Annotated in this window: 17 protein-coding genes; 8 read left to right on the top strand and 9 right to left on the bottom strand. The window is 44.8% G+C overall.

Annotated elements, in window-relative coordinates; all coding sequences use genetic code 11:
* Positions 1–35: 35 nt before the first annotated feature.
* On the bottom strand, positions 36–290 hold the full coding sequence (locus tag OGX92_RS00285) for a helix-turn-helix transcriptional regulator (RefSeq protein ID WP_023252385.1): 255 nt from the start codon (positions 288–290) through the stop codon (positions 36–38).
* 266 nt (positions 291–556) lie between these two features.
* On the opposite strand from OGX92_RS00285, the gene OGX92_RS00280 reads away from it, so the two are divergent.
* Positions 557–1072 (top strand): hypothetical protein, encoded by a 516-nt coding sequence (locus OGX92_RS00280; RefSeq protein ID WP_048275728.1) that lies wholly within the window; start codon positions 557–559, stop codon positions 1070–1072.
* Between the two features lie 45 nt (positions 1073–1117).
* Here OGX92_RS00280 and OGX92_RS00275 read toward each other — a convergent pair whose 3' ends face one another.
* Positions 1118–1501 (bottom strand): helix-turn-helix domain-containing protein, encoded by a 384-nt coding sequence (locus OGX92_RS00275; RefSeq protein ID WP_286586100.1) that lies wholly within the window; start codon positions 1499–1501, stop codon positions 1118–1120.
* A 263-nt stretch (positions 1502–1764) separates the two neighbouring features.
* Between OGX92_RS00275 and OGX92_RS00270 the strand changes: the two genes are divergently transcribed.
* Genes OGX92_RS00270 through OGX92_RS00260 form a run of 3 tightly spaced genes read left to right on the top strand, consistent with a single transcriptional unit; the run spans position 1765 to position 3592 of the window.
* Positions 1765–2328, top strand: coding sequence for a hypothetical protein (locus OGX92_RS00270; protein WP_023252382.1), 564 nt, complete (start codon positions 1765–1767; stop codon positions 2326–2328).
* Positions 2329–2359: 31 nt separating this feature from the next.
* A complete protein-coding gene (locus tag OGX92_RS00265; protein WP_072067916.1) occupies positions 2360–3196 on the top strand; it encodes a lysozyme inhibitor LprI family protein in 837 nt (278 codons plus the stop codon).
* Between the two features lie 36 nt (positions 3197–3232).
* A complete protein-coding gene (locus OGX92_RS00260) occupies positions 3233–3592 on the top strand; it encodes a hypothetical protein (RefSeq protein WP_023252380.1) in 360 nt (119 codons plus the stop codon).
* 81 nt (positions 3593–3673) lie between these two features.
* Here OGX92_RS00260 and OGX92_RS00255 read toward each other — a convergent pair whose 3' ends face one another.
* Together OGX92_RS00255 and OGX92_RS00250 are read right to left on the bottom strand one after the other, a co-directional pair.
* Positions 3674–4396 carry a DNA-methyltransferase gene (locus OGX92_RS00255; protein WP_155410924.1) on the bottom strand — a complete coding sequence of 241 codons (723 nt, stop codon included), beginning with the start codon at positions 4394–4396 and terminating at the stop codon, positions 3674–3676.
* Positions 4383–5042 (bottom strand): KpnI family restriction enzyme N-terminal domain-containing protein, encoded by a 660-nt coding sequence (locus tag OGX92_RS00250; RefSeq protein ID WP_023252379.1) that lies wholly within the window; start codon positions 5040–5042, stop codon positions 4383–4385. The genes OGX92_RS00255 and OGX92_RS00250 overlap by 14 nt, the downstream gene beginning before the upstream one ends.
* Positions 5043–5373: 331 nt before the next feature.
* Between OGX92_RS00250 and OGX92_RS00245 the strand changes: the two genes are divergently transcribed.
* Positions 5374–6636, top strand: coding sequence for a site-specific DNA-methyltransferase (locus OGX92_RS00245; RefSeq protein ID WP_048275724.1), 1263 nt, complete (start codon positions 5374–5376; stop codon positions 6634–6636).
* Positions 6637–6796: 160 nt separating this feature from the next.
* On the opposite strand, the gene OGX92_RS00240 is transcribed toward OGX92_RS00245, so the two are convergent.
* Both OGX92_RS00240 and OGX92_RS00235 read right to left on the bottom strand, forming a co-directional pair.
* Positions 6797–8059 (bottom strand): tyrosine-type recombinase/integrase, encoded by a 1263-nt coding sequence (locus OGX92_RS00240; RefSeq protein WP_048275722.1) that lies wholly within the window; start codon positions 8057–8059, stop codon positions 6797–6799.
* A 190-nt stretch (positions 8060–8249) separates the two neighbouring features.
* Positions 8250–9113, bottom strand: a complete 864-nt coding sequence (locus OGX92_RS00235; protein ID WP_286586099.1) for a YicC/YloC family endoribonuclease — start codon at positions 9111–9113, stop codon at positions 8250–8252.
* 125 nt (positions 9114–9238) lie between these two features.
* Between OGX92_RS00235 and rph the strand changes: the two genes are divergently transcribed.
* Positions 9239–9955 (top strand): ribonuclease PH, encoded by a 717-nt coding sequence (gene rph / locus OGX92_RS00230; protein WP_003024054.1) that lies wholly within the window; start codon positions 9239–9241, stop codon positions 9953–9955.
* 65 nt (positions 9956–10020) lie between these two features.
* Positions 10021–10662: an orotate phosphoribosyltransferase gene (gene pyrE / locus OGX92_RS00225; RefSeq protein ID WP_164562363.1), complete on the top strand. Its 642-nt coding sequence runs from the start codon at positions 10021–10023 to the stop codon at positions 10660–10662.
* Positions 10663–10728: 66 nt separating this feature from the next.
* Here pyrE and slmA read toward each other — a convergent pair whose 3' ends face one another.
* The 3 genes from slmA to coaBC all read right to left on the bottom strand — a co-directional run bounded on the left by slmA (position 10729) and on the right by coaBC (position 13098).
* Positions 10729–11325 carry a nucleoid occlusion factor SlmA gene (slmA, locus tag OGX92_RS00220; RefSeq protein WP_003827257.1) on the bottom strand — a complete coding sequence of 199 codons (597 nt, stop codon included), beginning with the start codon at positions 11323–11325 and terminating at the stop codon, positions 10729–10731.
* Positions 11326–11441: 116 nt separating this feature from the next.
* Positions 11442–11900 (bottom strand): dUTP diphosphatase, encoded by a 459-nt coding sequence (dut, locus tag OGX92_RS00215; protein WP_003827259.1) that lies wholly within the window; start codon positions 11898–11900, stop codon positions 11442–11444.
* Entirely contained in the window at positions 11878–13098 is a 1221-nt protein-coding gene (coaBC, locus tag OGX92_RS00210) for a bifunctional phosphopantothenoylcysteine decarboxylase/phosphopantothenate--cysteine ligase CoaBC (RefSeq protein ID WP_122973903.1), read from the bottom strand. Before coaBC ends, dut begins: the two co-directional genes overlap by 23 nt.
* A 171-nt stretch (positions 13099–13269) precedes the next feature.
* Between coaBC and radC the strand changes: the two genes are divergently transcribed.
* Positions 13270–13935 carry a RadC family protein gene (gene radC, locus OGX92_RS00205; RefSeq protein ID WP_063941160.1) on the top strand — a complete coding sequence of 222 codons (666 nt, stop codon included), beginning with the start codon at positions 13270–13272 and terminating at the stop codon, positions 13933–13935.
* Positions 13936–14121 lie beyond the last annotated feature (186 nt).

Raw genomic sequence — 14121 nt, 5'->3', positions numbered from 1 at the left:
ATCACTATCCATATAGATGTGCATATAACGTGCTATTAGAGCGATGAACTTTTCCGCTCAATTTTCCTTGTTTCTGATAACGGCACTTTCTGGCGGTTATCTATCCATTGCAGTATTTCTTCCTCTCTCCATGCGACTGAACGAGAAGCGGTGTTTGCATCCTCCAAACCGCCAGTCAGGCGAACAGGTTCAGGGAAATGGCCTGCTTTGATTTGGCGATAGAGCGTAGCCCGTGAGAAAGCGCAGTATTCAAGGACTGTTTTCAGTTTGATCAGACGTGAAGCATTCATCGTAAAAACCTGTTCGATTTACGCATCCAATTGATGCAAACCGCCTTTACAGATTTCCAAAATCGCTAAATTTTTGCGTTAAATGGAGTTGTCTGATCATCAGACTTCACTAAAAATCACTTAAAATGGCTCTTGATGCCTGAAAACATGGAAATCTGATGATCAGACTATGTTTGATTGTAAGTCTGATCATCAGACTGAAATCTTGACAGCTATCGTCTGAGGAGTAGTCTGATCATCAGATTTAGATATGAGGTATAAAGATTATGGCGAAAGTGGAAAAGCGTCTGAAAGGGGACGAACTGGCGGTCCGACGTCAGAAGAACATTGAGTATCAAAATATACGTAAAGAACGACTGGAAGAATTAGGGGAGCATAAAATCTCAATCAGGCTTAATAGCGCTGACTATGAGAAATTGGCTGATTTGTGTGAAAGTTTGGGGCATAGACGACCACAGCCTCAAATGCGCAACCTCATAGAAAACTATTCTTCGGCCTTAGTTTATTTGCTTCGTATAGAAAAGTTGAGGCAGTTATATGATCCCCAATCACAAGCGGCCAAAGAGCTATATCATTTGTATAAAGTTGTTGATCATCTTAAAAATGATAAAGGACTTTCTGATTCTCAAATAGCTGAAAATTTCAGAGAGAAAAAAATCCGTACTCCTCTTTCGATATTTGTAGATAATGAAGGGACTAACTGGAAAAAGAGACATATTAAGCAATTGTTAAATGAAAAAACTCTTCTTAACCGGCTATCTATCTTAGATGAAGATGAATGAGTATGGTCTGTTTTGAAAATTATAGGCTAAAAAAGCCGTTGTTTATCATTGTTGTTTGGTGTATTTATCAAGAAACATAATCAATATTCGTCTTTGCTCATGTGTCAGACGAGGCCATATATTATCCAGACGACTTTTCAAATCAGAATCTTTTACGGGTACGAAATCATGCTGCTTCTTGGCTTCAGTATCTAACGTCGAGAAGCAATCAATGAAAAACCAGCTAATAGGTGTATTAAGCTGGATGGCGATGTTCACAAGATGAGCTACGTTTATCTTGTTTGTTCCTCGTTCATAACGCGAAAGCTGTTGGTGGGATATATCAACAAGCTCCGCTAAGTGCTGGGCTGTCATTCCCAGCTCTTTACGACGCATTTGAATGCGTTGGCCTACCTGTTTGTCTGCACTATCTGAGGGTAACTGGGCCATATACTGCTCTTCACTTCCTTAAAATGTCTATAGATGGAAGTTTGTGGCCTTTTTTCTCTTGTATGAACATCATCAATGGAATATAAATGGGTTTTGCGCATCTATAGTCATTGTGGTGAAGGGAGGGGAGTAAGAGAGTGGATACCTCGTAATCTGACGCTTTTGCGGTAACCAAACTTCGTTTTGTTCCCTAAACTGAAAACGGGATCTTTTTGATATGTCTATAACAAACTCATAAATGAATATCTTGTTTGGCGTGGCTGATGAAAAAACAGGAAATATTGATTATTGAATCACGTAGCGATCAGGATATTTATGATGGCAGAGGTGAAGGAGAAACATTAAAGCGGATACTTCAATTACAGGGTGTTAATGCCAAGAGCATTGAGGTGATTAATGAGAAAACGCTTATTAAAGCCTTAAAGGTCGCCCATAGAGAAAACATAAAATATGTCCATATTAGTGCGCATGGATATGATAAAGGCTTTGCGCTAACAGATGACTCTATTATTACATGGCGTGATTTAGATCGACTGGCATGGCCGATATTAAGAGGGAAATGTATCTGTTTCTCAAGTTGCTCTGTTGGTAATGGCGCAGAAGAGTTATTCACTCTGCACAAATCATTCTGTAATGCGATTGTTGCCCCAACAAGAGATATTAGCTGGGGGGAAGGGTTGGTGGCATATTCCGCATTTTATCATCGAACACAATCACGCGAAAAGTCATCTGTCCAGAATGTAAAAGTCATGAATCATGTTGTCGGTGCGGGGACGTTTAGGCTTATCGAATCTCCCTATGTATCCCGTACTTATGCGATTGGCTGACTCATTATAAATTTACCAACGAGGCTGTCTCATGAAGAATATAATAAGTAAAAAAACGTTTTTGTTTTTATCCTTAATGGCATGTAGTACGGCAAGTTATGCCGCATCTTTTGATTGTTTAAAAGCTAATGCCAGTTATGAAAAAATAATCTGCTCTGATAATGTTCTGAATAGAATGGATGAAGCACTATCAAATAACTATCTTGCAGTTATGAACTCTAACCGCTCACAAAAAGTTAAAGATCTCCTTAAAAAAGATCAAATAGCATGGCTTAATAAAAGAAATGCTTGCAGTGAATATTCCTGCATCAGAAGTTTATACGAATGGCGTGTAGATGAAATTTGTGAACGGTATGGTTCTTCTTCGGAAAAATTAAGCTGCATATCTACTCAAGATATTAGTAGGCAGATTAATAAAGAGAGGGAGACATCCAGGCAGGAAGTTAATTCAAACAGACGTCCGAAAAATGAAGTTATACAAGAACTGGAAAATAAATATTCATCGGAAATTTCAAGATTAGGATTTTCTAAAACTCAGTTAGCATCACCTATATATGTTTACTTTGCGTCTAATTATTCGCGATATAGTACATTGCAGGAGTATTTATCCTTGATGCTTGATATGCCATCTATTAAGTCAATGAGTAAAATTGATAATGGCGGCTACTTTGGATTTAGAATAAAAGTAACAGGTAAGCCATCTACAGGTTTTTTATTTCATGAAGAGGATGGTGAATTGTATCTTAATGGATTAGTTGCAGGAGATGATTTCATAGAAGTTGTAACGACAGATCAGGCTAATCAACTTACTTCGACTTTCTATTATTATGCAGCTCTGGTATTAGATAAAAATAATGCCAAGTTATAGATTATGTGAAGTTTTTAATTAAACTAAGGATTTGAAATGAAAAAGACAATTTTGTTATTTATTCTGGCGTCAGGTTTATCTATGGCACATGCCGGTGAATACATTAAACGGAATGGCGCTTTATCTTTGTCACAGGGGAGTGGCGCTGTTGAATTTAATATTAACGCATCTCATGGGAATGCTTCCGGTGTTTGTAATATGGAGGGCATTGCTGAATCCGTAGGGGCGGGTGCAGGGCAGAGAAATCGCTGGGTCTACAGCGATTCATCGAGCGCATGTGTAGCGGTGATTAGTGAGTTGAAGGATGGTTCTGTTAATGTAATGACCCGTAGCTGCGAGAACTATTGCGGTGTTTCTGCTGTTGGTTCAATGGACGGAAAATACAAGAAAAAGTAATTTATATGGCAAGTGCTATGATTTGGTACTTGCCAATATTGGTAGATATATGTATTTATATTCTTATATGTAAAATCAAAACTATTTATTGTATGATTTTTTTCTTTGAGTTTGAAGCCGTTCATTCGTCATTGATATATATTCTGGGTTTATATCAGCCAATATAGCTCGACGATCCAATGTCATGCAGACTGCGCCAGTAGTTCCTGAACCACACATAGGGTCAAATACTATATCACCTGGTTTTGTGACCATCTCAATTAAGGGGGTATATACGGCCATTGGTTTTTGGGCTGGATGCCCAGTTTGCTCATTCTTACGAATAAATCCTATATTAAGTGGCGCTTCTATAACTGATGGCGGTCCCGGCATATATCTTAGCTTACCAGCAGATTTTTTTGCTAGTTGCGATTCATTTAAAAAATGCTCAGGATACATTTTAGCATCTGGAGTACTTATATGCAGACAGGTCATTTGGGCCGAACGCCACCCTCTAATAACAGAAGGATTGTTTTTATAGTACCATGTTAACCATGCATTATATTTATGAGTGTCAGGGATTGATTCTATGAATTTTGCAACTATTTCTGGGAATCCCCAGAAGTAAATGTGGTCAGATATTGTTGCTAGTTCATTTAATATGCTGGTTATGTATTCTACATAATCATCTCTAGTTCCTCCCACACCTTTATTATACCAAGGATCAAACATGGCACATGAGCAACGGCCATACTCACGTCGGAATCTATCTATGGAAATAAAAACATCGGATGGCTCATAAATGACAATATCATTTGATTTCATAGCCAAAGTACTCCAAAAGAAATCTTAATGACTCTAATTTTTGCTTTTCGCCCACAGATTGTAATATTGCTATAACGTTAATCTTACCGTTATTTGAATCCCAATAATTTTTTTTCATAACTTGATGGCGTCCACATAACGCCTGCCACTTGTTGGGATCATTACGATCAGTTTGTGGTTCAAGAGAATGGGGAGTCATATGGTCTGGTGTTAATTTTACTGTTCCACCACCAATTGGATCTATATCGCCAGCAGCAAGACCACAGTGTTGTCCATCTTCTGTCCATTCACACTTATTGCCGGCACGTTCTAACACGAGATTCCAGCATTGTTTAGTTGGTAGAACACGTTTTGCTGCGGTAATGCGTCTTTCAGCATGAGGCATCACATATTCTTCAGGAGCAAGTATCTTGAGGTCACGCCATGATAAGATAGTATAACCTTTATCTGTTCGTAACTCCGATAGGCGTTGATGCCAGTTCTCTGGTTGCTTACCTGTGATTGGGTTCGTGGCTGCACGAATGATTTGCTCGCGTGTTACAACTTTACCTATGTTGTTAAGAAACAGAGCTTCAATACGCTTACTAACGCTTTCTTGGGTATAGGATGAAGTATCTTGGCTGTAAATTTTGCTCGGAAATTCCATTGCATAGCCTCCTCAATATACTAGATAGAGGATGCCATAACAGATAAGGAGATGGAAGAGTATTTTTTCAGCCAAAGAGAAGTATATGATTTTTTTTAATGAATGTGTATGATGAATTATAGTTGTTCTAAGTTCATTCGCTTTAACTTTAGCGATGTATCTTTACTTAAAATTATTTGATCTTTGTATGCACCAAGTCAAAATCTATTTTTGATTATCTAATCAGCTATAATAATTATTTTTTTGTTTTTCATTATTGACTCATTCGTATCTATCCAATTTTTTAAAAATATAGTATGATTTATCACTGCGAAGATGAAGGGTGTTGCTGATGACTGGTTTAAATAATAAAATCAATAAAATAGGGAAAAAATTGGGTTTCGAGTTATCTGATGATTTATCATATACCCATTTGAACGTTTTGCCGCTAGAATTGAATGTTGGTAATCTACCTGATTCTACGCTTATAGTTGGAGATAATCTTCATAGTTTGACTGGGTTGGTATCCAGTAAAAAAGAAATCGTTGATTTTTGTTATATTGATCCACCCTATAATACCGGAAGTAAGTTCTTATATCACGATAATAGAAAATCTAGTGCATCCGATATTTTCGGGCGGCATAGTGCCTGGATGACATTTATGATTCCTAGATTGGTTGCTGCCAGAGAAATTATAAAGCAAACTGGCGTTATCGCCATTAGTATAGATGACTATGAATTTGCTTATTTAAAAATATTGATGGACTCTATTTTTGGTGAGGATAATTTCATCGGGAACATTGTTGTGTGTCGTTCAAAAAATGGCAAAGGTAGTAATAGGAATGTTGCTTCAACTCATGAGTATCTAATGATTTATGGTAAAAGTTCGTTGGCTAAATTAAATGGTCAATTAGATGACGCTGGTATTTATGATAAAGTAGACAAACATGGTGAATATAAGATAGATGGATTGTTTAGAAAAAAAGGTGAGGCTAGTTTGCGGTTAGAACGTCCAAATATGTTTTATCCTTTATTTTTCAATCCATCTACCGGCGAAGTTTTTGTTGAGCCTGGAATGGGATTGCAACAAGTTTTTCCTGTTGACTCTAAAGGTATCGAACGACGTTGGCTGTGGAGTAAGGAAACTGCGCGTGAACGTTCTTGGCAGTTATATGCAAGTAAAAACGGTGTTATTTACGTAAAGAATTATTGTTCCCCTGACAAAAGAAAGAAAGTTAGGACTTTTTGGGATAACACTGAATTTTACACCGAAAGGGCTACCAATGAGATAAAAAAATTATTTGGCGATAAGATTTTTGATACACCTAAGCCTCTGATGTATATCATGGCAATTCTTGATGTACTTGCAAGGCCTGATGCGATTATTATGGATTTCTTTGCTGGTTCTGCTACTACGGCACATGCATCCGCAGCTCTGAATATTAGTGATAAAGGAACAAGAAAAACCATTTTAATGGAAAATAATAGCCCAATACCTATAGGTCATGTGGCCCGAAAACATGGCTGTAATGTCATTTCTGATATAAGTCTTGCCCGGTTGGAGAAAATCAAATTAGAATTTCCTGAATTTACGTATAAAATATACGGATGTTAAATTCTGGCGTCAGTTTGTGACGCCAGTTGGTTCAAAAACCATACAGATTAAAATAGACCTACGTGACGCTGGGGATTATGATAACTTCAATGATTTAATATGCGTTAATGTTAGCTCAACCTATTTTTTGAATTATAATCGACATCCATACCAGTACACTTCACCCTATGCCCTTCTTCAACGGCGTCACGTTATAATCCTCACCTCTTTCTAAGGAAACCAGCAAGTTAGCCCATAAATCTAAGGCTTGTTTCCTCTCGTCGAAATACTGATAGCGGTTGTAAATCCCCTCAACGCCTTTAATTCTGTGATTCAGGCAGCGTTCTGCAACAACTGGATCAACTCCCAATGCGGCCAGATGAGATCGCGCTGTGCGTCGGAAATCATGAATGGTGAAGTTAGGAACGCCGGGCATGTTGGCTTTTATTTTTGCTAACGCTACTGGCAATGTGCTTTCCTGAATGTGGGGGATCATCCGGTGCTGCATCTTCCTGGCCGGAAGCACCCACTGACTATTGCAGGACATCCGGTGCAGTTCTTTCAGCCATTCAAGCGCCGGTGCTGGAATGGGGATATCGATCGCATCGCCATTCTTAACCCGCTCTGCGGGTAAGTGCCAGACGGCTTCATCAAGATCAAACTCTTCCCAACGAGCACCACAAAGCTCCATCTTGCGGCAGCAAAAGACTAACAGGAGTTTCATTGTCAGTTCATTTTGACGTGAGAATCCCTTTGTCATAGGCATGGCCTGAAAGAACTGGATGAGTTCTTCACGGCTTAGCCAGCGTTCCCGGCTTTGCTCCTGACCGCCCGCATCAGCAATTTCAAATGCGCCTGTAGGATTAGTTTCCAGCATATGCCGTTTTATGCCGTAATCGAATATACGGCGAGTCCACCTCAACACATCGTTAGCGACTGTCGGCGCACCACGCTGGACGATTTTTTGCAGCATGTCGTCGATATGCCAGGCTTTAACGTCTTCGATTCTGAGATGCCCAATATTGGGGTTGATGTCCTTGTCTATGCGACGGCGCAGAATGTCCGGGTGTTTCCACCGGTTGAGGATCTGGCGCTCAAAGTATTCAGCGGCCAGCTCTGAAACACGCAGCGCGTGCTTTTCTTCCTCCATTTTCTTTAACGCATCAGCCTTGCGTTCTTGCTTCTCTCCCGATACGTCGTAGCCCAGCGCAACACGGGCTGACATCTCTTTAGCCGTTTCGCGTGCTCTAGCGAGCGACAGTTCAGAATACGTGCCTATGACCATTGCCCGCTGTTTGCCCGCAAAGCGATAGCGAAAACGCCAGAAGGGTATCGAGTAATTCTCAGGGAAGCATAAATACAGCCCGCCTCCGTCAGAGCGACCAGCAAAATGCTCACCCGCTTTTATCCATGCTCTGATTTGTATGTCTGTCAGTTTCGCCATGCTTACCTTGTCTCATTGCTGTGTACATAAACGGCGTGTCATAAATGCCTGTATGTACACGTCTATGTACACACGAAACACGCGCTGTAGTGATACAATATGAGACTATATAAAACAAAAAGGCCATGATTTACAATGGCCTTTTTGTCCTGATGCGACTTAGTGAGACTCTATGAGATCGCGTGAAACACTACTCGATATTTTGAATCTGCTCGCGCATTTGCTCGATCAGTACCTTCAGTTCAATCGCGGAATTCGTCACTTCGGCATTGATAGACTTGGATGCCAGAGTGTTCGACTCACGGTTGAATTCCTGCATCATGAAGTCCAGACGACGGCCAACGGCCTCTTTTTTCTTCAGAATGTTGTAGGTTTCTTTGACGTGGGCTTCCAGACGATCTAATTCTTCTGCCACATCGATACGCTGCGCCATCAGCACCAGTTCTTGCTCAAGGCGGTTATTCTCCAACTGCACCTGGGCGTCTTCCAGTTTGGCAACCAGACGCTCGCGCTGCCATTGCAGGATTTCCGGCATATGAGCACGCACTTTTGTGACTTCAGCACTGACGCCTTCCAGACGCTGCTCGATCAGCGCTTTCAGCGCCTGACCTTCGGTTTTACGCGCAACGATGAAGTCATCCAGCGTACCATCAAGCGCGGCGAGGATTTCGGCGGCAATGGCGTCCAGATCCTGCTCCTGGGCAGCCATTACGCCTGGCCAGCGCAGGATATCAACCGGGTTGATTTCACCTTCATCGCTCTGCATTTTGACCCAGTTAGCAGCGCTAACGAGCTGTTTAGCGAGTTTTTCATTCAGAATCAGCTCGCCTTGCGCGCTGGCATCAGGCTCAAAACGCAGCGTACATTCGACTTTACCGCGCGTCAGACGCGTGCGAATACGTTCGCGAACAACGGGTTCGAGACTACGGAACTGCTCCGGCAGGCGAAAATTAGTTTCCAGATAACGCTGGTTTACCGAGCGCATTTCCCAGGTGGCGCTACCCCATTCACCCTTGATTTCACGCCGGGCGTAGGCGGTCATGCTGCGGATCATAGACGTTCCTGTTTTTAAAGATGAGATGGGAGGATTATAGCCATCAGCGTCTTGTCAGGATAGGAATAACAGTCGGAAGTCCGTATAATGCGCAGCCACATTCGTTTCAAGCCGGAGATTTTATCATGCGTCCAGCAGGTCGTAGTGCCAATCAGGTGCGTCCCGTCACCCTGACCCGTAATTATACAAAACATGCTGAAGGCTCCGTGCTGGTCGAATTTGGTGATACCAAAGTGCTGTGTACCGCCTCTATTGATGAAGGCGTACCGCGTTTTCTGAAAGGTCAGGGCCAGGGCTGGATCACCGCAGAATATGGCATGCTGCCACGCGCCACCCACACCCGTAATGCCCGTGAAGCGGCGAAAGGTAAGCAGGGCGGTCGTACCATGGAAATCCAGCGTCTGATCGCCCGCGCGCTGCGCGCAGCCGTTGACCTGAAAACGCTCGGTGAATTCACAATTACGCTGGACTGCGATGTTATTCAGGCCGATGGCGGTACGCGCACCGCATCAATTACCGGCGCATGCGTTGCGTTGGCTGATGCGCTGAACAAGCTGGTGGCGAGCGGTAAGCTGAAAACTAACCCGATGAAAGGGATGGTCGCCGCGGTTTCCGTGGGCATTGTGAATGGTGAAGCACTCTGTGACCTTGAGTACGTTGAAGACTCTGCTGCTGAAACCGACATGAACGTAGTGATGACTGAGGACGGTCGCATTATAGAGGTTCAGGGCACGGCGGAAGGCGAACCGTTCAGCCATGAAGAACTTCTCACCCTACTGGCATTGGCCCGAGGGGGAATCGAATCCATTGTAGCGACGCAGAAGGCGGCGTTAGAAAATTGATTTTAAAGGCGACTGATGAGTCGCCTTTTTTTTGTCTGTAATAAAGTGAGATGAGGAGCGAATCCATGAAACCGTATCAGCGCCAGTTTATTGAGTTTGCGCTTAGCAAGCAGGTACTAAAGTTTGGCGAATTTACGCTGAAATCCGGGCGCAAAAGCCCCTATTTCTTCAACGCCGGGCTGTTTAATACCGGGCGCGACCTGGCACTGTTAGGCCGTTTTTATGCCGAAGCGCTGGTGGATTCCGATATTGAGTTCGATTTGCTGTTTGGCCCTGCGTACAAAGGTATTCCGATTGCTACCACAACGGCCGTTGCGCTGGCGGAACACCACGATAAAGATTTGCCATACTGCTTTAACCGTAAAGAGGCGAAAACCCATGGTGAAGGCGGTAATCTGGTCGGTAGCGCACTAGAGGGGCGCGTGATGCTGGTGGATGATGTTATCACCGCAGGTACGGCGATTCGTGAGTCGATGGAAATTATCCAGGCGAATGGCGCCACTCTGGCGGGGGTACTGATTTCTCTCGATCGTCAGGAACGCGGTCGCGGCGAGATTTCCGCGATTCAGGAAGTGGAACGTGATTATGGCTGCAAGGTGATTTCTATCATTACCCTGAAAGATCTGATTGCGTATCTGGAAGAGAAACCAGAGATGGCGGAACATCTGGTGGCAGTACGGGCCTATCGTGAAGCGTACGGCGTTTAATAACTGCCGGATGGCGCTGCGCTTATCCGGCCTACGTAACCCCGTAGGCCGGACAAGACGAAATCGCTACTGCAATTGAGCGGCAACCAACGGCCAGCGGGTGTCAAAATCATCCGTTGGGCGGTATTTAAATTCACTACGTACAAACCGGGAAAGCATACCTTCGCAGAAAGCCAGTAACTGGCTGGCCAGTAACGTTTCATCCACGGTGTAGCCTTCACCTTCACGCATTCTTTTTTCTCGCAGAACCTGGCGTAACTGCGCTTCAATGCGCTCAAAAAGTTGGTTAATGCGACCTTGCAGACGGTCTTGCTCGAACATCAACGCGTGTCCGGTCAGAATTCGTGTCAGGCCAGGATTACGCTCACCAAACCCTAAAATCAGCAGAACGATCAGGCGCAGACGCGCGTTGGTGTCCTTTTCATCTTTCAAAATCAGATTGATACGCGTAATCAAACTATCTTCGATAAACTCAATCAGGCTATCGAACATACGGGTCTTGCTGGGGAAATGGCGATACAATGCCGCTTCGGATACGCCAACTGAGGCTGCCAGCTTTGCTGTGGTGATGCGTTGGCTACCATCGCTGGACTCAAGCATCAGTGCCAGAGACTGAAGTATTTCTTCGCGACGATTCCTTTTCGCAGTTTGCTTTTCTACCATGTTACAAAATACCCCTGAAAATAAGCTCTTGCCAGGCAGGCATCCACACAGCGACCGCAAACTGATGTTTGCGGTGTGTTATTGCGTTATTACGCTATGGGATACTTTTCTGCGGGTTACTTGCGCCCGGAATGGCCGAAGCCACCTTCGCCACGATCGGTGGCTTCAAACTCTTCCACCAGATTAAATTCAGCCTGCACGACCGGTACAAATACCATTTGCGCGATACGTTCGCCCGGCTCAATAGTGAAGCTGTCCTGACCACGGTTCCAGACGGACACCATCAGTTGGCCCTGGTAGTCGGAATCAATCAAACCAACCAGATTGCCCAGCACGATACCGTGCTTATGGCCCAGCCCGGAGCGCGGGAGCATTACCGCTGCCAGAGAAGGATCGGCAATGTGGATAGCTAACCCGGTTGGCACCAGCGTTGTTGCGCCCGGCGCCAGCTCTACGGCGTCATCAAGACAAGCACGCAGGTCAAGTCCGGCAGAACCAGAAGTGGCGTACGTCGGGAGCGGAAATTGTTGCCCTACGCGCGGGTCCAGAATCTTAACGTCGATTTTTTTCATCATAACGGGTCACGATCTCGTCGAGTAATAATTGGCCCAGGAGTTCTTTACGCTCAAGCGGTAAGACTTTGTCTCCATCCTGCCAAAAAAGGTGTAATGCGTTGCTATCGCTGTTAAATCCTTGAGTTGACAGCGAAACGTCGTTCGCACAGATCACATCAAGGTTTTTGCGGATGCGTTTTTGCCGGGCATATTCTTCCACATTATTTGTTTCGGCGGCAAACCCAACGACAAAAGGACGGTTAACATCCAGTGCGGCAACACCGGCGATAATGTCCGGGTTTTTGACCATTTTTACTGTTAATTCATCACCCTGCGTCGCTTGTTTTTTTATTTTTTCGTGGGCGACAGTTTCAGCGCGATAATCAGCGACTGCAGCGCAACCGATAAAAATATGCTGTTGTTGCACCGCAGATTGCACAGCGGCTTCCATTTCCAGCGCGGTCATCACATCAACCCGCTGAACAAATGGTGGTGTGGATAACGAAACCGGACCCGATACCAGTGTGACGTTTGCCCCGCGCTTTGCGGCAGCGGCCGCGATCGCAAACCCCATCTTCCCGGAACTGTGGTTGGAAATATAACGCACGGGATCAAGCGGTTCACGCGTCGGACCCGCCGTAATCATGATGTTGAGATGTTGCAGATCGTTGACAGGTGAAAAATGTTCTGCCGCCATATCCACAATCGTTAACGGATCCAGCATGCGCCCAGGGCCGATATCACCACATGCCTGACTACCGCTGTCAGGACCCCAAATGAGTAAACCGCGTGAGGCAAGAATACCCAGATTGTGCTGGGTCGCGGCAGCGCGGTACATCTGCTGGTTCATGGCTGGCAGTACAGCAACAGGAGCAGGCGTTGCCAGACAAATCGTTGACACCAGGTCGTTGGCCATACCTGCGGCGACACGAGCAATCAGGTCTGCTGTAGCGGGTGCCAGGATGACCAAATCGGCCCATTTCCCCAGCTCAATGTGGCCCATCGCGGCTTCGGCTGCGGGGTCAAGCAGGCTGTCGGAAACGGGATAACCTGAAACCGCCTGTAAACTCAGGGGAGTAATAAATGCTTTTGCCGCTTCGGTCATCGCCACGCGGACATCAGCGCCGCGTTCCCGTAAACGACGCACCAGCTCAGGGGTCTTGTACGCAGCAATACCGCCACTGACGCCAAGTACGATTTTTTTACCGGCCAGGCTCATCATGATCTTTCCTGTTGGGTTTCACCAGAAGGCGGATATTTTATCACAATCCGCAATTTGTCGTGCTTTTGACCGTACTCCACTTTGCGAGGCGCTACGAAGAAGTGAAAACAGCACGTCGATTCACCGTCGGTGTTATGCCACTATGCGGACGCGAGAGGAGGGAGAAGCATGGAAAATACAGGAAGTATGATGCCCCGGGAAAAGCTGTTGGCGCAGGGGGCCAGTTCTCTGACCGATGTTGAGCTTTTGGCTCTTTTTTTACGTACCGGCATGCAGGGTAAAGATGTGCTTACGCTGGCGAAAGAGATGCTTCAGCATTTTGAGTCGCTGTATGGCCTGTTGTCTGCTGATTACATGGATTTTAGCTATGTTCAGGGAATCGGTATCGCGAAGTACGCACAGTTGAAGGGGATTGCGGAGCTGGCAAGACGCTACTACAAAGTGCGAGTGATAGAGGAGCGTGCTCTACTTAGTCCGGAAATGGCGCGAGAATTTCTGCAAAGCCAGCTTTCGCAAGAGGAACGCGAGATCTTTCTGGTGATCTTTATGGATTCTCAACATCGCGTGATTAAACACAGCAAACTTTTTTCCGGTACGCTTAGCCATGTCGAGGTACATCCGAGAGAAATTGTCCGGGAAGCGATAAAAATGAATGCTTCTGCGGTGATCCTTGCGCATAATCACCCTTCGGGGTGTGCAGAGCCGAGTAAAGCAGATAAACTCATCACCGAGCGTGTTGTGAAATGCTGTCAGTTCATGGATATCCGGGTGCTTGATCATCTGGTCATTGGGCGCGGAGAGTACGTTTCTTTTGCGGAACGCGGTTGGATTTAACGCACTTTACGCGATCCATCGGGATCTTTGTCTGTTCGGGACTTGAGCACATCGCTGACTCAGCGTATACTACGCCACCTTTGAGAATCTCGGGTTTGGCATTTGGGCCTGGCAATCGAGAGTTCGCAAATACGCAAAATCATTCTTGTTGCGTCCAATGACGAGGCTACATTGAAAGATTAAGTG

The sequence above is a fragment of the Citrobacter sp. Cpo089 genome, from assembly GCF_030332695.1.
GTDB classification, from domain to species: domain Bacteria; phylum Pseudomonadota; class Gammaproteobacteria; order Enterobacterales; family Enterobacteriaceae; genus Citrobacter; species Citrobacter portucalensis.
This window is presented reverse-complemented; position numbering and strand designations above follow the sequence as displayed.